At 40.1% G+C, this 20,074-nt stretch carries 18 protein-coding genes; 6 read left to right on the top strand and 12 right to left on the bottom strand.

Annotated features, from left to right (window positions below):
- The 3 genes from rplI (at position 1) to ACULLG_RS13235 (ending at position 4,235) form a co-directional block, all read left to right on the top strand.
- On the top strand, positions 1 to 453 hold the full coding sequence (rplI, locus tag ACULLG_RS13245) for a 50S ribosomal protein L9 (protein ID WP_452127277.1): 453 nt from the start codon (positions 1 to 3) through the stop codon (positions 451 to 453).
- Positions 454 to 550: 97 nt separating this feature from the next.
- A complete protein-coding gene (locus ACULLG_RS13240; RefSeq protein ID WP_452127276.1) occupies positions 551 to 3,685 on the top strand; it encodes a TonB-dependent receptor in 3,135 nt (1,044 codons plus the stop codon).
- Positions 3,686 to 3,764: 79 nt separating this feature from the next.
- Positions 3,765 to 4,235, top strand: coding sequence for a DUF6495 family protein (locus ACULLG_RS13235; RefSeq protein WP_452127275.1), 471 nt, complete (start codon positions 3,765 to 3,767; stop codon positions 4,233 to 4,235).
- A 344-nt stretch (positions 4,236 to 4,579) separates the two neighbouring features.
- Here the strand turns inward: ACULLG_RS13235 and ACULLG_RS13230 are convergent, their stop codons facing one another.
- Positions 4,580 to 5,260 carry a hypothetical protein gene (locus tag ACULLG_RS13230; RefSeq protein WP_452127274.1) on the bottom strand — a complete coding sequence of 227 codons (681 nt, stop codon included), beginning with the start codon at positions 5,258 to 5,260 and terminating at the stop codon, positions 4,580 to 4,582.
- 242 nt (positions 5,261 to 5,502) lie between these two features.
- Here ACULLG_RS13230 and hisS point away from each other — a divergent pair, with 242 nt between their 5' ends.
- Positions 5,503 to 6,879 carry a histidine--tRNA ligase gene (hisS, locus tag ACULLG_RS13225; protein ID WP_452127273.1) on the top strand — a complete coding sequence of 459 codons (1,377 nt, stop codon included), beginning with the start codon at positions 5,503 to 5,505 and terminating at the stop codon, positions 6,877 to 6,879.
- Here the strand turns inward: hisS and ACULLG_RS13220 are convergent.
- On the bottom strand, positions 6,868 to 7,419 hold the full coding sequence (locus tag ACULLG_RS13220; protein ID WP_452127272.1) for an NUDIX hydrolase: 552 nt from the start codon (positions 7,417 to 7,419) through the stop codon (positions 6,868 to 6,870). The genes hisS and ACULLG_RS13220 overlap by 12 nt on opposite strands.
- A gap of 89 nt (positions 7,420 to 7,508) precedes the next feature.
- Entirely contained in the window at positions 7,509 to 8,597 is a 1,089-nt protein-coding gene (locus ACULLG_RS13215; protein ID WP_452127271.1) for a M42 family metallopeptidase, read from the bottom strand.
- Between the two features lie 99 nt (positions 8,598 to 8,696).
- On the opposite strand from ACULLG_RS13215, the gene ACULLG_RS13210 reads away from it, so the two are divergent.
- Positions 8,697 to 9,377, top strand: a complete 681-nt coding sequence (locus ACULLG_RS13210; protein WP_452127270.1) for a DUF4294 domain-containing protein — start codon at positions 8,697 to 8,699, stop codon at positions 9,375 to 9,377.
- Here the strand turns inward: ACULLG_RS13210 and ACULLG_RS13205 are convergent.
- Positions 9,374 to 9,607, bottom strand: a complete 234-nt coding sequence (locus tag ACULLG_RS13205) for a DUF6095 family protein (protein WP_452127269.1) — start codon at positions 9,605 to 9,607, stop codon at positions 9,374 to 9,376. The genes ACULLG_RS13210 and ACULLG_RS13205 overlap by 4 nt on opposite strands.
- A gap of 55 nt (positions 9,608 to 9,662) precedes the next feature.
- On the opposite strand from ACULLG_RS13205, the gene ACULLG_RS13200 reads away from it, so the two are divergent.
- Entirely contained in the window at positions 9,663 to 10,985 is a 1,323-nt protein-coding gene (locus tag ACULLG_RS13200) for a GntP family permease (protein WP_452127268.1), read from the top strand.
- On the opposite strand, the gene ACULLG_RS13195 is transcribed toward ACULLG_RS13200, so the two are convergent.
- The 8 genes from ACULLG_RS13195 to ACULLG_RS13160 all read right to left on the bottom strand — a co-directional run bounded on the left by ACULLG_RS13195 (position 10,986) and on the right by ACULLG_RS13160 (position 20,040).
- Entirely contained in the window at positions 10,986 to 11,885 is a 900-nt protein-coding gene (locus ACULLG_RS13195) for a DUF4249 family protein (RefSeq protein WP_452127267.1), read from the bottom strand.
- 1 nt (position 11,886) lies between these two features.
- On the bottom strand, positions 11,887 to 14,283 hold the full coding sequence (locus ACULLG_RS13190) for a TonB-dependent receptor (protein ID WP_452127266.1): 2,397 nt from the start codon (positions 14,281 to 14,283) through the stop codon (positions 11,887 to 11,889).
- Positions 14,284 to 14,344: 61 nt separating this feature from the next.
- A complete protein-coding gene (locus ACULLG_RS13185; protein ID WP_452127265.1) occupies positions 14,345 to 15,154 on the bottom strand; it encodes a DUF4249 family protein in 810 nt (269 codons plus the stop codon).
- 90 nt (positions 15,155 to 15,244) lie between these two features.
- Positions 15,245 to 17,467 (bottom strand): NADP-dependent isocitrate dehydrogenase, encoded by a 2,223-nt coding sequence (locus ACULLG_RS13180; protein ID WP_452127264.1) that lies wholly within the window; start codon positions 17,465 to 17,467, stop codon positions 15,245 to 15,247.
- Positions 17,468 to 18,098: 631 nt separating this feature from the next.
- Positions 18,099 to 18,449, bottom strand: coding sequence for a 50S ribosomal protein L19 (gene rplS / locus ACULLG_RS13175; protein ID WP_452127263.1), 351 nt, complete (start codon positions 18,447 to 18,449; stop codon positions 18,099 to 18,101).
- A gap of 138 nt (positions 18,450 to 18,587) precedes the next feature.
- A complete protein-coding gene (locus tag ACULLG_RS13170; protein WP_452127262.1) occupies positions 18,588 to 18,899 on the bottom strand; it encodes a hypothetical protein in 312 nt (103 codons plus the stop codon).
- Positions 18,900 to 18,901: 2 nt separating this feature from the next.
- A complete protein-coding gene (gene trmD, locus ACULLG_RS13165) occupies positions 18,902 to 19,576 on the bottom strand; it encodes a tRNA (guanosine(37)-N1)-methyltransferase TrmD (RefSeq protein WP_452127261.1) in 675 nt (224 codons plus the stop codon).
- A 23-nt stretch (positions 19,577 to 19,599) separates the two neighbouring features.
- The gene (locus tag ACULLG_RS13160) at positions 19,600 to 20,040 is read right to left on the bottom strand and encodes an N-acetyltransferase family protein (protein WP_452127260.1); all 441 of its coding nucleotides are present in this window, start codon (positions 20,038 to 20,040) and stop codon (positions 19,600 to 19,602) included.
- Positions 20,041 to 20,074: the final 34 nt, after the last annotated feature.

Genomic DNA, 20,074 nt, shown 5'->3' with positions numbered 1-20,074 from the left:
ATGGAACTTATTCTAAAAGAAGATATACAGGATTTGGGATTTAAGGACGATATCGTAACGGTGAAAAACGGTTATGGAAGAAATTACCTTATTCCTAAAGGATTGGCTGCTTTGGCAACTCCTTCCGCTAAGAAGGTATTGGCCGAGAACCTAAAGCAAAGAGCCCATAAAGAAAAGAAAGTTGTTGACGAAGCCAATAAATTGGCTGAAGCTCTGAAACAATTGGAAATCCGCATTCCAGCCAAGGTTGGGGCAGGTGACAAATTGTTCGGCTCTGTCAGCAGTATCGATTTAGCAGCAGCTTTGGATAAAGCAGGTCATCAAATCGAGAGAAAGTTTATCAACATCAAAGGAGGAACAATTAAAAGAGTTGGGCCATATGATGCTCAGATTCGACTTCACAGAGAAGTAGTTGTTGATTTCCCATTTGAGGTAACTGCCGAAACCAAATAGGTAAGAAAATTCGGTTAATAACTTATAAAGAGCTATGCGTGCATAGCTCTTTTTTTTGTTTATGTTTGTAGGTACTCACAAAACTAACTCACTCAATATGAAGAAATTTTTACCCTTAGGGATACTTTGCTTTATGGTATTCTCCTCGACTTTTGCACAAGTCACGACCTCAAACATCCGAGGAACGGTTGTTGACGACCAACAAGCTCCATTATTGGGAGCCAATGTGGTAGCGGTCCACACACCTACCGGAACCCGCTACGGAGCCATAACCAACGAAGAAGGAAGATATAACTTATTGAACCTTCGAGTTGGGGGACCTTATGAAGTAACCATTTCCTATATCGGTTTTAAAAGCAATGTTAAAAGCGACATTTTCCTTTCATTAGGTAAGACCTTTAACCATAATATTGGATTACTTTTAGACAGTCAAGTACTGGATGAAGTAGTGGTCGTTTCGGATCAGACAGGTACCTTTGGCAGCGACAGAACAGGAGCCGAGACCAGTGTGGGTCGACGTGAATTGACCAGATTGCCCACAATTTCAAGGTCTACCAACGACTTTACCCGATTAGAGCCTACAGCAAGCGCCGGCTCTTTTGGAGGTAGAAACGATCAGTTCAATAACTTTTCATTGGATGGTGCCATTTTCAATAACCCATTTGGATTGGATGCAGCACAACCTGGAGGGCAAACCGATGCCAACCCTATCTCAATTGATGCAATAGACCAAATCCAAGTTTCCACGGCACCTTACGATGTAACGCAATCTGGATTTACTGGAGCTTCGGTAAACGCTGTCACGAAAAGTGGAACCAACGAGTTTTATGGTTCTGTTTACGGATTTTACAGAAATGAGAGTCTAACAGGAGGTAAGATTAAAGGAGATGACGTGTTCAAGGCAGATTTAAGTCAATCTCAATATGGAATTAGTATTGGAGGGCCAATTATAAAGAACAAACTCTTTTTCTTTGCCAATTTTGAAAAAGATGACCGTACCGATTTGGGCTCAGGATTTGTGCCTAATAGGAATACAGGAACGGCTAACGAGTCTAGAGTTTTAGCTTCAGATTTTCAATTGGTTTCCAACATTCTTAGCCAAGTTTCTATTGGAAACGGCGAATTTTATGATCCAGGAAGGTTTGAAGGCTTCAATTTTGACCAAGAATCTACCAAGGGAATCTTTAAATTGGATTGGAACATCAATGACAACAATAGATTGGCGATTATCTATAATTTCTTGAATGCTTCCAAGGAAAAACCTGCCCACCCGACGGCTTTGGGCTTCAGGGGACCCAATCTTTCCACCTTACAGTTTGAGAATGCAGGATACGAGATCAATAATCAGATTCGGTCCGTTCAAATCGAATTGAATTCTACCCTTTCCGATGACGCCATTAACAAATTGCAGGTCGGATATACCCATTTTGATGATTTTAGAAATCCGAAATCAACACCGGCCCCTACCATAACTTTATTAGATGAAAATGGAAGTTCCAACTATATCATTGCAGGTCATGAACCTTTCTCCATTAACAACCGTTTGGACCAAAAGGTATTTCAATTGACCAACAATCTGAACTTCTTTAAAGGCGATCATACGTTTACTGTTGGATTCTCTTTTGAAAAATTTCAATTTGACAACTCCTTTAATCTAGGAGTTTATGGTGCTCAAGGAGTATTCTTCCCTTCGGGATCCATAGCTGACTTTAGAAATTTGGATGCTGCGGGCGAAGCTGCCCTTGTAGGTGTTTATCAAAGTCAATTCAATGCAGCTATAGCGGCCAATAGTGCCTTAAACGCTGCTGGAGATGGAAATGCAGGTGGTTGGGCCTTGGCCGAGACCAATGTAGGACAGATGGCATTTTATCTTCAAGATGAATGGAACGCTACCGAGAACTTCAAATTGACCTATGGTATCCGTTTTGACAAGCCATTGTACTTTGATTCTTCGGCAAAGGCGCAAGATGTTATTGATGTCGCGCCAGCTTACGTTCCTGGTATTCCATATCAGAACCCAAACAATGGAGAAACCGTATTCTTTGATTCTACGCAGTTGCCCACAAACGATTGGTTGATTTCGCCAAGAGTTGGATTCAATTGGGATGTCCACAACGATAATACAGTGCAAGTTAGAGGTGGAACCGGAATTTTCACCGGTCGTTTCCCATTTGTATGGTTGGGCAACCAAATAGCGAACCCAAATGTGTTCTTCTATCAAGTGGTGGATCCCGATTTTAAATGGCCACAAGTATGGAGAACCAGCTTGGGAGTAGATTATCAGTTGGAAAATGGAGTTATTTTAACGGGAGACTTGTCCTATTCCAAGGATATAAATGGCCCACATGTGCAAAACTGGGGATTGTTACCTCCATCGGAAAACCTACAAGGTGTGGATAACAGGCCTGTTTATGGAGATAATGATTTGATCAACAATGCATACACATTTTCCAATTCGGATAAAGGAAGAATCTGGAATGCCGTATTGAAGGGGCAAAAAACATGGGATAATGGTTTGTATGCAAGTTTGGCCTATAGCTATCTCAATTCAAAAGACGTAAACTCCATTGAAGCAGAGATTACAGGGGATGCTTTTGTGGCCAATGCCATTTCCGGTAATGCAAATGACGATGTCCTTTCCTTTTCAAGATATGGAGATACCCACAGATTTATTGGGGTACTTTCCAAAGTTTTTAAAACCGGAACAACGATTTCCACATTCTTCGAATATGCCCAGGGTGGACGTTTCAATTATATCTACGGAGGTGACATCAATGGTGATGGATCCAGTATCAATGATCTGTTGTACATTCCTACTGCTTCGGAGGTAAACCAAATGAACTTTAGTGGTGCGGGACAAGCTCAAGCCTTTGAAGCTTTTATTCAGCAAGATGATTACTTAAGCGGTAATAGAGGTTCTTACGCAGAACGCTACGGAGCTTTGGCACCTTGGAGAGGACGATGGGATTTGAAAGTCCTTCAAGATATAAAAATCACAAGCAAGAATACCATCCAATTAAGCTTGGATGTGTTGAATGTGGGCAACCTGATCAGCTCAGATTGGGGAGTTGTCGAAATACCTACAAACCAGCAAGTTTTGGGAGTTACGGTGGATGACAACAACGTACCTACCTACACTTTTGATCCAAATTTGACAGAAACCTTTAGTTTCGACTCCAGCCTGCTGTCCAGATGGCAGGCCCAATTTGGGGTGAGGTATATATTCAACTAAAAGAGTATAATTTATACTAAAAAGGCTGCGCAAAAGCGTGGCCTTTTTTATTTTTGCCGGATCAAATGAATCTGATTCAATGAAGTACACAAGGTTGACGCAACAGCAATTGGAAGAACTACATCCGGAGTTTATCAACTTTTTGGCCACCCAGTCCATTACGGCAGATGAGTGGGCCAATATTAAACAGGAAAAACCCGAAGTGGCCGAAGAAGAGATTGATATATTCAGTGATTTGGTATGGGAAGGTGTACTGTCCAAAGTCGAATACTTGGAAAACATATCCGAACTGCAGATGCACCTGTTCCATTTGACTGAAAAGGAAATGAAATTGTTTTCTGTAAAAGTGATGAATCCTAAAATCGATTTGCGTACTGAGGAAGGTTTTGGCTGGTTCAAACGCAATTTTCAATCCGATTTTGTGGAATACCTCACCGCTTCCAAAGCCTATTCCGAAGATAAAAACAAGGATAAATTTGATTTGATCCAGCAAGGGGCTGTTATCACAAAAGGCGAACTCTACCAATGGTTTGAGCAGATTATGGAGTAGTTGGATTTCTAGATTATTCGATTTTTGGATATTTAGATGTCTGATACCCGAGTCGTCAGGTAAAATGTCATCCTGAGCCTGTCGAAGGATAGACAAAAGCAATTTTCAATACCCTCTCTGCCACCTTCGGTCGAGCGGTCAAATCAAAATCCTTTCCCTGTGCAGGGAAAGGTGTCCGAAGGACGGAAAGGGTGTTTTGTATTTTAGGGTATTAACTTAATTGTCAATCCCCTCCGGTTCCAATTTCAATTGGAACCACCTCCCCTTGGCCAAGGGGAGGAGCTTTTATAACCAAAAAAAGAGCCCTTTCAGCCTCTTCATTAAAAAACTATTGGAAAAAAATACTACTCCTCCAGCCCAAAATAGGCCATAACAGCGTAGTAATCGTTGGTATCAACTCCGGCAGCTTTTATACTTTTCAACACATTTTGCTGATCACCCTTGCCTTGCTGTAATCCTGAAATTTCAACCAAAACAATATGAAGGAAATCCCAAGTTCCTGTCCAACCCGCAGTTGTATCAGTTTTGTCAAAGTTTGCTATCCTCAATTGCACTCTTTCAGGAGAATATGCCACAGTATATGATCTGTCCTCCACCGAGAACCCTCCTGGAATTGGCAAGTAAAAGGGCGTATCAGGATCAAATAGCTCCAGATAAAAAAGGAGGACATGATTTTGTAACATGTCATTTGTCAACTCTGGTACATCGAGCAAAAGTGTTGATTGATCTAATGGGGTTTGGGAGACATCAATAATAATGCGCTGAACATTGGCATTGCCATCGTCACCAGGGGCACCATCATTTCCAGGATCGCCAGTTAAATCACCTGTTGTAAAAGATGAACCATCGGAATAGTTTATAGTGAATGTGCCATCACCATTGTCTACTGTTGATTCAATTCCAACACCATCATTGCCATTAACACCATTAGTTCCATCTTCCCCAGAGCAGGATATGAAGGTAAAGGAAATGGCTAAGAATCCTAACGCTATAAGGATTACGGGTTTTAGCTTTAAATATTTCATGTTTATTTGTTAATGACATAAACTTACTTTCATACCTATTTTTTCCTGAGATCAATTGACGGATATATGGTTTGGGTTGACGCTTCGACTTCGCTCAGCATATATTAAGGGTAAAAGGTGGGAGGTTTTTAGTTGTCAGGTCGAGCGCAGTCGAGACCTCTTCGAGACAAATACGTTGCTAACCGCCTTCTTCTATGCTAAAGGAGTAACAAATAATTATATTTGCACCAGAATTTGAATACATGCCACAAAAACCATCCATTCCTAAGGGAACGCGCGATTTTTCTCCGACTGAGGTTGGCAAACGCAACTATATTATCCAGACCATAAAAAAACACTTTGAGGTTTATGGTTTTCAACCCATTGAAACCCCGTCTTTTGAAAAATACGATACCTTAATGGGTAAATATGGGGATGAAGGAGATCGTTTGATTTTTAAAATTCTGAATTCAGGGGATTTTATTTCCAAGGTGGATGATGTGACCTATAGCTCCAAGAAATCTTCGTCCTTGACACCTAAAATTTCAGATAAAGCCCTTCGGTATGACCTAACCGTACCCTTTGCACGTTATGTGGTCATGCATCAAAATGAAATTGATTTTCCATTCAAACGTTACCAAATTCAACCTGTATGGCGGGCAGATAGGCCACAAAAAGGTCGTTTTAGGGAGTTTTACCAATGCGATGCTGATGTGGTTGGTGCAAACTCGCTTTTGCAAGAAGTGGAGTTTGTGCAGTTGTACGATGCCGTTTTTACTGATTTAGGCCTTAAGGGAACAACTATAAAACTCAACAATAGAAAAATATTATCCGGAATAGCCGAAGTCATTGGTGCCCAACATTTGTTGGTGGATTTTACCGTTGCGTTGGACAAGCTGGACAAAATAGGAGCGGAGAAAGTAAAGGAAGAAATGCTGTCCAAAGGTATTTCCGAAGTAGCCGTTGAAAAGGCTTCGCCTTTATTTAATATGTCAGGTTCAACTTCAGAACAGTTGGAACAACTGAAATCCCTACTGGTAAATTCTGAGATTGGAACGGAGGGCGTGGCCGAGTTGGAGGAAATTGTGAATGTAGTAGCCGAAATCGGATTACATTCTGCAAAGTTACAATTGGATGTAACTTTGGCCCGCGGACTAAACTATTATACAGGGGCTATCTTTGAAGTTGGTGCCCCGGAAGGAGTTAAAATGGGCTCCATTGGCGGCGGTGGTCGCTATGATGATCTTACTGGAATTTTTGGATTGAAAGGCGTGAGCGGTGTTGGTATTTCCTTTGGACTGGACCGTATTTATCTGGTTTTGGAAGAATTAGGTTTGTTTCCGCAGACTTTGGATAAATCCATTGACGTGCTCTGTATTAATTTTGGGCAGGATGAAAGCTTGGCTTCGCTCAAATTGGTCGGAAAACTTAGAAAACAAGGTGTGAAAGCCGAAGTTTATCCATCCGCAGCCAAAATGCAGAAGCAAATGAAATATGCCAACAACCGAAATGTTCCTTACGTGGTAATGATTGGCGGCCAAGAGCTGTCAAAAAGAGAGTTTGTGGTAAAAACCATGGCAACAGGCGAACAGGAGATTTATCCTTTGGATAGACCCGAAGGGTTTCTGTCAAGCCTTTAGGTTTTGGGAAACCACGTTCAATATTTCCAAGTAATACGATTTTTCATGCGGAACAAATCCAGCTAAATGGTTTTGCTCAACCTTCATTGTAAACGTATCCAAAGCGAAAAGTTGAAGATCATCCACCTCGCTTTTTTGTCTTTGGAGACTCGATAATGGAACTTCTAATTTGCAAAGAAAGTCATGATGGAATTCATTGTCAATAAGAATTTCAGAATGCCTGTGCATAGATTTGAAAACTCCAATCTTCTCCAAATCAGAAGAAGAAACCGAAAGACCAATTTCTTCTTCAATTTCGCGGACTGCAGCAATTAAAATATCTTCTCCAGCTCCAATATGTCCTGCTACCGAAACATCCCATAATGAAGGGAAGGCATCCTTGTCATGTGCCCTTTTTTGAAACAGTATTTCTCCCTCTGCGGTATAAAACCATACGTGAATGGTAGGGTGGAAAAGCCCCTTTAGGTGTGCTTCGGATTTCAAGCAGATCTGCCCCGTAGGGTTTCCATGTTCATCTAAAATGTCGACTAGCTCATCCATGAATGTATGTTATGGATCACCTCGGGCCTAGTCGAGAGATTATTAATGTTGATGGTTACGGAGTTCTCGACTGCGCTCGAACTGACAGTTTAATCAAAATAACTAAATGTCTCTCCAGCTTTTAAGGTAAGGAGTGTTTCGTAAATTAATCGAATTACATTCTCCACATCATCTTTATGCACAGTTTCAACCGTGGTGTGCATATAGCGTAAGGGTAAAGAAATTAGAGCAGATGCGACTCCTCCATTACTATAGGCGAAGGCATCAGTGTCAGTACCCGTATATCGAGACGAAGCCAACCTTTGGAAAGGTATCTTTTTGGCTTGCGCAGTTTCAATAATGCGCTCTCGAAGCTTGTTTTGCACCGCAGGAGCATATGAAATAACCGGACCTGACCCAATTGAGGTTTCTCCCTCTTTCTTTTTATCGATCATTGGGGTGGTGGTATCATGGCAAACATCGGTAACGATGGCAACATTTGGTTTAATGGTCTGGGTAATCATCTCAGCACCTCTCAACCCAATTTCTTCTTGCACGGAGTTGGTAATATACAGTCCGAATGGTAGTTTTTTCTTGTTTTCATGCAACAAACGGGCAACTTCGGCAATCATAAATCCACCGGCACGATTATCCAAGGCACGGCAGACATATTTGTTTTTGTTCAATACCTGAAATTCGTCGGGATACGTAATTACACAACCGACATGCACACCCATTTTTTCAACTCCTTCTTTGTCCTTTGCGCCAATATCGATAAAAATGTTGTCCAATTTTGGCGGCTCTTCCTTAGCTCTATTTCTGGTGTGGATGGCAGGCCAGCCAAAAACACCTTTTACAACGCCCTTTTTGGTATGGATGTTTACCCATTTTGAGGGAGCGATTTGATGGTCACTACCTCCATTTCTGATGACGTAGAGCAAGCCATTGTCGGTGATGTAATTCACATACCACGAAATTTCATCGGAATGCCCTTCTATAACAACTTTATAGGGGGCATCAGGGTTCACCACGGCCACCGCCGTACCATAGGTGTCCGTTATAAAATCATCTACATAGGGTTTAAGGTAATCCATCCAAATCTTTTGTCCTTCCCACTCGTAACCAGTAGGAGAGGCATTATTTAGATATTTTTCAAAGAATTTGAGTGATTTAGCGGTAATGATTTTTGAAACTGCCATGTATGTGATTTAGTCCACAAACATAACAATATTCACTTTTATTTAATAGCTGTATAAGGGGTTTATCCTTAATTTTGGCTAAAATTTATACAGTCCCGAATGTTGAGATATTGTACCATGTTGTTTTTAATGCTGGTTGGTGTTGTTGGACTTTCACAAGAAACCGAAAAGGATTCAGTTCAGGATTATTATGTACGCTTTGAAGGGGATTCCATTTTATATAGCTCCATTGCCCTGGACGAAGTCTATTTATTTGGAAAGCTGGAATTTGAGAGCAGGGGGGAGAAGCTGAGATACTATATTCTTCGTCGCAAAACCCTAAAGGTTTATCCCTATGCCAAACTGGCCGCGGAACGATTGGAAGAGATGAATGATAGTCTTGTTAAAATTAAGAAGCGCAGACAACGAAAAAAATACACCAAAACGGTTCAGAAATACGTGGAAGGTGAGTTTGCAGATGAACTCAAGAAATTAACACGTACCGAAGGACAGATATTAATAAAATTAATATACCGACAAACGGGGAAAACCGCATTCAACTTGGTAAAGGAACTAAGGAACGGATGGCGTGCGTTTTGGTACAATACCACGGCAAAGGCCTTTAAAATAAGTATAAAGGAAGAGTTTCATCCTGAACGAACACACGAGGATTATCTGATTGAAGATATTTTACAACGCGCCTTCGCTTCAAATAAATTGCAACGACAGAAGTCGGTTCTGGATTATGATTACGCCCAGTTGAGCAACAAATGGAAAAAAACTCCAGTAGAGAAGAATTAGTTTTTATTTTTCTTTCCGAAGAGGGCATCCATAAAAATCTTAATGGTGTAGAAACCCATTGCAATGGCAACAATGGCCAAAATTAACCCAACGATCAAAACAGGAATGTAAGCTGCATGTTCTTGATTCTTGAAAGCCTGATAAAGTGCGAATGGTGCAAGAAACATTAAGGCAACTGTAAATCCTATAAATTTTATTCCTTTTACCAAAAGTTGTTTGTCGGTTCCCATCGGATTCAAAAGTAGCAAGAATACTTTATATTTAGTGGAAGTCTACAATGTGAACATGGAATTACTTACACTTTTTTTGGCTATCCTATTCATTATTTTGGCCACGGTCAGATTTAAAATGAATCCCGTATTGTCCCTCACCCTAGCTGCAGTTTTTTCTGGATTGATGTTGGGCCTTGATTCTAATAAGATTGTGACCACTATTGGTGAAGGATTTGGTAAAACGCTTTCAGGTATTGGCCTTGTGATAGCTTTCGGAACCATAATTGGAGCATTTTTGGAGAAAACAGGGAGTACCAAAATACTGGCCAATTCCATTTTATCGCTTATTGGTTTAAAACGTTCGCCACTTGCCCTGAATTTAGCTGGTTTTGTGGTCTCCATTCCGGTGTTCTGCGATTCGGGTTTTGTAATCTTATCTTCTTTGAACAAAGCTTTGAGCAAAAAATCAGGATTACCGGTGATGGTTTTCGCGATAGCACTGGCAACGGGATTGTACTCTGCCCATGTTTTTGTTCCACCCACTCCGGGGCCATTAGCAGCCGCGGCTGTAATCGAAGCTGATTTGGGAATGGTTATGATCCTGGGGCTCGCAACGGCAATTCCAGTTTCGTTGGCGGGTTACTTCTGGGCAAGGTATATTGGAAAATCTTTAAAAGAGCAAGAAAAAGAAGTGGTGTTTAAAGAAGAAGATAATACTTCACTACCTAAGATTAAACCCATAATGGCATTTTTGCCACTGTTGGTGCCAGTGCTATTGATTGCACTGAAATCCATAGCAGATTATCCAACATATCCTTTTGGCGAAGGGATTATTTTTAAAGTTATTGGGTTTATTGGCAGCCCCATAGTTGCTTTGTTGATAGGAGTGTTCTTTGCGTTTCCTTTGGCCAAGGGAGTGGAGTCCAAGGTAAGAAACGAATGGGTCGCTGGTGCTTTAAAACAAGCTGGGGCCATTGTATTGATCACTGGGGCTGGTGGCGCTTTTGGTGCGGTATTGCGCACTATGGACATAGCTTCGATTTTTGATATTAGCACAGCATCGGGCACATCCGGTTTGTTGATTTGTTTTGCCATAGCCGCAGTGTTGAAAACTGCTCAAGGCTCGTCTACCGTATCCATAATAACCACGGCGGCAATAGTTGCACCTTTACTCGGAACTTTTGGATTGGAATCGTTAACGGACAAGGCATTAAGTGTATTGGCCGTTGGTGCAGGAGCTATGACGGTTTCGCATATTAATGACAGCTATTTTTGGGTAGTGTCACAGTTTTCAAATATGGGAATGAAGACGGCTTTGCGTGGCCATACTATAGCCACTTTTTTTCAAGGATTAACAGGATTATTGATGATTCTAATGTTACATGCCCTATTGTAATTATTCAAGGGTCAAGGTCTGTTTAAATTCTTCCACCACAGCAAAATAACCCAAAGGAAAATCATCAGGTCTGTTTACGTTGTCGAATATCAAAGTATTGTCAAGGCCAGTAATATCAAATACATTTCCTCTTACTGTAGCGGAGGGAGTCTCAAAAACACCGCCATCGTTTTGCGTTTGTTCCACCAATAAATCCATATAATTGAAAAACTGCTGGTCAGCTCCCAAAATACTGATTTCAACTTCTTGACCTGGCTCCAAATCTTTTTGATAAAAATAGGAGAACTCAAATTGTTGTCCATCAATAAACTGGTCGTCCAAAGCCAAAAACTCACCAAAACCAAAATCAAAGACGTAATAGTTTTCAACACCTTCAATATCCGAAATGGTGATTTTGATTTCAGTATCATCATCATCAAAAAGTGTTTCGTCTCCCTGAACAAGGCTGTCCAAAGGCACGGTTTTGGAATAAGGAGTTCTTGAAGCATACCTTCTTCCTTTGTGCTCAATAATTAAGATAAATATGGTGTTTGGCAGTAATGATGAAGTTCTAATACGTTGATCGGAGTCAAATGTGGGGTCTGGAATATAAATACCAGAACCTTGAGTGGATTCTGCCAGGGACGAAGTGGCCAAATTATCTAAAAGTTCCGGGGCGTCCGGATTTGGTTGGCCAAATATGATAATCGCACTTTCAAGTTGTGTCACTGGGTTTTCTTCGAAGAAATTGGTGGTTTCAGTCACTTTAATTTCTACTGGAACAAACTCTTGACTTTCATCGACTCTTAGAAGTCCGTTTACCACTAATCTTGGTGGAGTGGTTGGAACTTCAACATTGATCACATCTTCACATCCTGTCAATGCGACCAACAATCCTAGGATATAATATTTGTATCGCATATTAAAACTTAAAATTATAGGTTATTGCCGGGATGATTCCAAATATAGAGGTCCTAATGGCCTCGTTTCTACCTGTGTCCTGATTCTGTCTAAAATTAATAGAAGCTGCATTTTTTCTGTTGTAGACATTGTAGATGCTAAAAACCCATTCGGATTGAAAGCTACGATCGCGTTTTCTTTTGTTTTTGAGCGTTGCCGATAGGTCAAGACGATGATAATCCGGTAATCTGGTTTGGTTTCTCAATCCAAAAAAGGGTACAACCAGTCCTTGAAAATCAAATTGACCAACAGGATAATTGGTCGGCTGTCCTGTTTGATAGACGAAATTGGCATTAAAATTCCACCTTTCATTCAAATCAAAACTTCCGTAAAGTGCAATGTCATGGGTTTTGTCATAAGGAGTACTGTACCATTCCCCAAAGTTTATACCAGTTTCCAAATTGGAACGACCATTATCAAAAGTTGGTGTACGTCCAGGTGTTCGCTGCTCCGACCTTGATAGGGTATAGGCCAACCACCCTTGGAATCTTCCTTCGTTTTTACGAAATAACACCTCGAGTCCATAGGCCCTGGCCTCACCATTTAGAATGACTTGTTCAATGGCATCATTGGCAATTAAATCGGCTCCATCAATGTAATCAATTCTGTTTTGAATATCCTTATAAAACCCTTCGACCTCTACACTGTATTCACCGTTATTGATGTTCCTGAAATATCCTAAAGCATACTGATCAAGCAGTTGTGGCTCCACAAATGGTCCACTGGGTGTCCATACATCCAATGGAGTGGGAGAGCTGGTATTTGAAAGCAAATGCAAATATTGAGCAAGTCGGGTGTAGCTTCCTTTAATGGAATTGTTTTCGTTTATGGTATAGGCAACTGAAACCCGTGGTTCCAAATTGGTAAAGGTGGATAGGTTTTGTCCTCTGCCAGGATTGATGGTGTCAACAGGAACGGCTTCGCGATATACCAATTGAAAAGGGTCAAAAACAACCGGTTGGTCATTTTCATAAACGAAAAGCTCATCTTGACCCAAACGATTGAAAAGACTTACTCTTAATCCATAATTTATACTCAAATTTTCTGAGATTTTTTGTTCTACATCGACATAACCAGCTGTCTCGTTCGCATATTTTTTGGTAAGTTGTTCTTCCACTATTCCCGAATCGGGCCTATTGGGTTTTATTTTGCCGGGATTAAAGACATAGTAAATGTTGTTCAGGCCATAATTTACTTGGAGCTTGTCATTGATATAATGCTTCAGGTCGTATTTAAGATTGAAATTTTGAATTCCTGAATCCCATTCAAATCCCACAAAATCCAGTTCTAAGCCATAGAAATAATCGGAGTAGATAAGGGATAGATTGGAGAATAATTTGTCGGAAAACAAGTGGTTCCATCTAAAATTCCCAACCGCATTACCATAGGTGTTTACAAAGCTGTCATTGATACTGAACAAATCCCTGCCGAAATATCCTGAAAGAAAAATACTGTTTCTATCGTTTATTTTATGGTTGAATTTGGTGTTGAGGTCAAAGAAGTAGGCTTTATTATCCACATCGAACAATGGCAGGAACAAATGTGCATAAGAACCTCTTCCTCCCACTAAAAAGGCTGTTCTATCTTTCGTTATTGGGCCTTCAACCAACAATCTACTGGCAACTGCCCCGATACCACCATTTACTTTTAGTTCTTTGCTATTGCCCTCTTTTTGAAATATTTCTAGGACGGAGGAGACTCTACCACCATACCGGGCAGGGATACCTCCCTTGAATAATTTCACATCCTTTATAGCATCAGGATTGAAAACTGAAAAGAATCCGAATAAATGGGAGGAGTTAAATATTGTGGCTTCATCCAGTAAAATTAGATTCTGGTCGGCCGCACCACCCCTTACATTGAACCCGGAGGAAGCTTCTCCAGCGCTAGTAACCCCAGGAAGTAATAAAAGGGATTTGATTACATCGGCCTCCCCAAGAACGACCGGTATTTGTTTTATGGTTTGAACAGCGAGCGTGTTTACGCTCATCTGAGGTTTTCTAATATCCAATTGTTTGGCATCATCAGTGACAATTACCTCCTCCAATTGTTCAGCTTTTTCGTTAAGGCTAAAATCTTTTTTTATGTCCCTATTGAGGTTTATAGTTTCCTGAATGTCATTATAACCTAAATAACTAACCGTTATTTCATAAGTGCCTTTGGGAAGTGTAATGGAGTAAAAGCCGTATTCATTTGTGGTTACACCAGTTTGTAAACTTTGAAAAGCAATGGTGACCCCAATCAAAGTTTCGTTGCTACTGGCCTCCGAAATAGTTCCGCTGAGCGTATACTTTTGTTGCGCTTGAAGAAAGGTTAGATTGAGCAATAGACAAAGAAGAACAAAAGATCTTTTGGACATAGCAACCATTTGTTGAAAGTTACGCATTGGGTTGGATAAATAAAAATTGTTGATGGGTCGTTTATTCCACGGTCAACAACTTTGTGTCAAATTCGCTAATCGCAAAATAGCCAAATGGGATATTTGTAGGGTTGGTTGTGTTAATGATATTACCACGGATGTTAGCCGGGGGCACTGAAAATGGGCCATTTCCTGTGTCTTCTCCCGATTGAATCAAAACTAGGTTAGCATAATTGGCGAATTCTTTATCAATTCCAAAGAGGGTTATCGATAGCAAATCTCCGGGCACTACGTCTTCATAAAAATAGGAAAAGGTCAGCTGGCCGTTTTTAAAAAACTCGTCATCGACCACCAAAAAATTATTGAATCCAAAAGAGAAGAGATAATGATTGGTTTCCCCGGAAATGTCGGTGAAGGTAACCTCCACTTCAGTTTCATCTTCTTCAAACAAAAAACCATCACCTTGTGCCACATTGTCTATAACTGGGGAATGATTCATTTCTTCGGTCGCCGTATAAACTTGATTGTTGTGTTCAACTACCAAGGTGTATGATCGATTAAATTCAAATTCTGGAAAATTAATTCCAAATACCCCAGGCTGGGTTTCCGTAAGGATATAGGATTGGCCAGTTTGCTCATCAATTATGGTTACACTGGCATTTAAGGCCGGAGGAACCTCCTCCGATAGAAAAGGAGCAGTCTGGGTTAGTTTTATTTGTCCAGAAATAATGGGATTTCCATTGTTTTCATTGTACCCCAGTAGGGCATCTATGACCAATCTAGAGTCGGAAGTAGGTAGGTCCAAACTAATGGCATCTTCACAGCTAACGCATGCAAACAAGTAAAGAATTACGAACAGACCCTGCTTCAAAACGAATGATTAATGAGCTATGAAAGTCTAAAATAGACAATCATCATTTCAAAAACCCTAAGATTTAACAGTTTCTTAAGCGGGAATCATTTAAGCTATAGCTGCCAAAATTTCGTTGAAAGTGGCACTTGGCCGCATTGCCCCGGAAGCTTCATCATCATTGGGTAAATAATAACCCCCGATATCTACAGAACTTCCCTGTGCGTTGATAAGCTCCTCGGAAATCTGTGCTTCCTTTGCACTTAAAGCTTCAAATACTTTTCCGAAGATGGATTTCAGCGCAGCATCAGCGTCTTGGTTCGCCAAGTGTTCAGCCCAGTACATTGCTAGGTAAAAATGGCTTCCCCTTGTATCCAATTCGTTTACCTTTCTCGAAGGGGATTTATCATTGTCCAAAAACTTTTCTGTGGCTTTATCCAATGCATCAGCTAAAACCAAAGCTTTTTCATTTTTGTTTTTTTCACCATAATGTTCCAATGAAACACCTAATGCCAAAAATTCACCCAGAGAATCCCAGCGAAGGTGGCCTTCTTCCAAAAATTGCTCTACGTGCTTTGGAGCGGAACCGCCTGCACCAGTCTCAAAAAGACCTCCCCCGTTCATTAAAGGAACTATGGATAGCATTTTTGCGCTGGTACCCACTTCTAGAATAGGGAACAAATCGGTAAGGTAGTCACGAAGCACATTTCCAGAAACGGAGATGGTGTCTTTACCTTCTTTGATTCGTTGAAGGGTAAACTTGGTTGCTTCTATAGGGGATAGGATTCGAATATCCAATCCTTCAGTATTGTGATTTTTTAGATATTCGGTAACCTTGGAAATCAATTCTCTATCGTGGGCGCGTTCTTCATTCAGCCAAAAAACCGCTGGAGTGTTGGTTGCTCTTGCTCTTGAGACGGCTAGTTTTACCCAATCTTGGATGGGAGCATCTTTTACCTGGCACATTCTCCAAATATCACCTTCTTCTACATTGTGTTCAATCAAAGTTTCATTTGAACTATTGTTCACTATACGCACGCTTCCTGCTCTTGAAATCTCAAACGTTTTGTCATGCGAGCCATATTCTTCCGCTTTTTGCGCCATTAGGCCAACGTTGGGAACTGTTCCCATGGTTGTTGGGTCGAAAGCTCCGTGTTCTTTACAGAAATCGATTGTGGCTTGGTATATTCCTGCATAGCTACTATCCGGAATTACGGCTTTAGTGTCTTGAAGAGCTCCGTTCTTATCCCACATCTTACCTGAATTCCTAATCATGGCTGGCATGGAAGCGTCGATGATGATGTCACTGGGGACATGAAGGTTGGTAACGCCCTTATCGGAGTTTACCATGGCTAAATCTGGGCCATTTTCTATGCCTTCAGCGATAGCCTTTTTTATTGCTATTTGTTCTTCCGAAGGAAGTTCTTCCAATTTATCCAGAAGACTTTCGAGCCCATTATTGGCATTGATGCCCAATTTTTCAAATGTATCTCCATAAACTTCAAACAAATCGGAGAAATATGTTTTTAAAGCATGGCCAAATATGATAGGGTCAGAAACCTTCATCATGGTAGCTTTAAAGTGCAGTGAAAGTAGTAGATTTTGCTCTTTCGCATCAGCCACTTCATTTTTCAAAAAACTCACCAAAGCCTTTTTGCTCATTACCGTGGCATCGATGATTTCATTTTTTTGAAGAGCTACTTTATCCTTTAATACTGTTATATTTCCTTCTGAATCGACTAGTTCAATACGAATATCACCGGCATTTTCTATTGTAGTAGACAATTCATTGCTTCTAAAATCCCCTTCGGACATGGTAGCGACATGCGTTTTAGAATCTGAAGCCCATGCTCCCATGGTGTGGGGATTTTTTTTGGCGTAATTTTTAATGGCCTTTGGTGCCCTTCTATCGGAATTTCCTTCACGAAGGACAGGATTAACCGCGCTTCCTTTTATTTTATCGTATCGAGATTTTATGGCTTTCTCGTCATCATTTTTGGGCTCGTCCGGATAATCGGGCAGGTTGAACCCTTTTTGCTGTAATTCTTCAATGGCTTCTTTAAGTTGGGGTATGGAGGCACTTATATTTGGCAATTTGATAATGTTGGCTTCTGGAGTTTTGGCCAGTTCACCAAGAAGTGCCAAATCATCGGTGGCTTGCTGTTCCTTTTCTAAAAATTCAGGAAAAACGGCAATAATCCTTGCTGCCAATGAAATGTCCTTTGTTTCAATAGCAATATCTGCGGTATTGGTAAATGCTTTTACAATGGGTAAAAAGGAAAGAGTTGCCAAGGCTGGAGCCTCATCGGTCTTCGTATAAAAAATCTTAGCCATTAAGGTGTTTTTTTAGAGCGGTGCAAATATACGATTTATGGCAGTTGCGATGCTAGGGGATATTGCTAAAAAAAGGGATGGTTTTTTGAGGAAATACCAAAAACAAAAGCCATATCTATGTTTGCACATTGATATGGCTTTCTGAAAAGGGCTAAAAGACATCATTTTGCGTTGCCGCAAAACCGCAATCATTGATTGCGTCTGTTGCCCCTTTGACGTTTACTCAACACTATGTCCTTAATTTTTCAACTAAACAACATCTTGTAAAGTGTCTAATGGGTTCCTAAATTTTATCAAAACGGAAAATTGCTCTCCCGTCCGCACATAAAATTCATTATTTCTTCTTCAGTTTCACCGAGGTTCCCCTGAGTTCGAAATTCCTTTTGTGATTAGTAGTGTTACCAATTAAAAAGGGAGTCATTAGTTTAAAGAACGTCAACTTTAAATTCAAAATACAAATTTGATATAATCTCCTTCATATTTCTTTGACTAAATTATAATAAAGTCCCAGATTTCCAAATTTTGTAAGGGATTAAAAATCAACATAATATGAACTACGGTTATTAACAATTGTTCATAAAAAAAGCACCTTATTATAAGGTGCTTTTTTGTTGGGATAAGAAAGGATAAATTATCCTCTAATCTCTTTTATACGGGCTTTCTTACCGGTTAGGCCTCTAAAGTAGAAGATTCTTGATCTACGTACTTTACCTTTTTTGTTTACTTCAATTCGCTGAAGTGCAGGCATGTTGATAGGGAAAATTCTTTCTACACCTACGGTACCTGACATCTTACGAATGGTAAAAGTTTCGGTTGCCCCAGTTCCTCTTCGTTGAATAACTACTCCTTTGAAAAACTGTGTTCTTGTTTTTTCACCTTCCTTAATTTCATAATAAACGGTGATGGTATCACCTGATGAAAATTGAGGAAATTCTTTTTTTGGAACAAATTCGTCTTCGACAAATTTTATTAAAGATTCCATTTTGCTGTGTTTTAAAGTTTTAACAAAATCAACTTTCACGGATATCGTCAGAGGTTAATTTTGCGATTGCAAAAGTAATGCAATATTTATAATTGACAAGAGGATTTATCTTTTTTTGAAACGACTTTAGGCCTTATGTTATTTTTTTATATACCTAACCGCTAACAAAAGAAGGCCAATGGCAAAAAGTACATTGGGTAAAGGCCCCGCAATATTCATTATTTTGGTTGCTTGTAAAAGTGATTCACTACCATCTCTTGCTGCAAACTGTGTCCAAATCATGTTTAATATGGAAAATAGAAGGATTGAAATACTTCCAATCAACATTAAAATGGCGCCTATATTTTTATGCTTTATAACAAGAAAAATACAGGCAACAATAATCAACAGATTGGCAATTCCATATAACAAACTGCCAAGGGCATAATAAATTGAATCGTTATAGTCCATAATTAGTGTAATAAATCAGGTCTCTTTTTAGTGGTTCGTTCCAAGGCTTGTTCTTCTCGCCACTTTTCTATTTTTGGAAAGTCTCCGCTCAATAAAACTTCGGGTACTTCCATTCCTTTATAGTTGGAAGGTCTGGTATAAACTGGTGGTGCCAATAGGTTATCTTGAAAAGTATCCGTCAGGGCAGAAGTTTCATCGTTTAATACACCAGGCAACAACCGCATTATGGAGTCACAAAGTACCGCTGCGGCAAGTTCGCCTCCGGAAAGCACATAGTCACCAATGGAGATTTCGCGTGTTACAAATAAATCCCTTACCCGTTGATCTACACCTTTATAATGACCACAAAGAATGATCAAGTTCTTCTTTAACGAAATTTCATTAGCCGTTGCTTGATTCAGCGTGTCGCCATCAGGGGTCATATAAATGACCTCGTCGTAATCTCTTTCTTCCTTCAGTTTCGTTATGCATTTGTCAATGGGTTCTATCATCAGTACCATTCCGGCTCCACCTCCATACTGATAATCATCAACTTGATTGTAGTTCCCCTTTGAATAATCCCTGAGATTATGAAAATGAACTTCGACCAATCCTTTTTCTATAGCTCTTTTAAGTATGGATGCTTCGAAAGGACTTTTTAAAAGCTCAGGTAAAACGGTAATGATATCTATCCGCATGGAAGAAATTGTTTAAAAAACACTTAGGTGTTCGACCAAAAATAGTGAAGATATGCTTCATCTTTTGTCCAACCCAGTCGTTCGTACAGTTTTTGGGCGGGATTATCCACAGCTGTTTCCAGAGCCAGACCCTTGTATCCCATTTGCTCGCAATGTTTTTTTGCTGCATTAATCAAAGCTTCGCCCACACCTTTTTTTCTTGCTTTAGGAGCTACAAAAAGGTCGTTCAAAATAAAAAATGGCTGAAGAGATACTGAAGAAAAGCTTGTGTAAAGTTGGGTAAATCCCACGGGAATCCCATTATCCAAAGCCAAAAACACTACAGTTTCCTCTTTAGAAAATCGCTCCTTCAGAAAAGAACGCGCAGCTTCTAAATCGGATTTTTGCTCATAAAAAACCCTATAGGCATCAAAAAGAGGAACAATTAGTTCAATCTCTTGTAAGGAAACTCTTTTGATTTGCATGTTTAAAGGTAATTAATGTAGGAGGCAATCCCCA

Source organism: Flagellimonas sp. 2504JD1-5 (genome assembly GCF_053618295.1).
The sequence above is the reverse complement of the archived record's forward strand: the minus strand, read 5'-3'. Positions and strand labels throughout refer to the sequence as shown.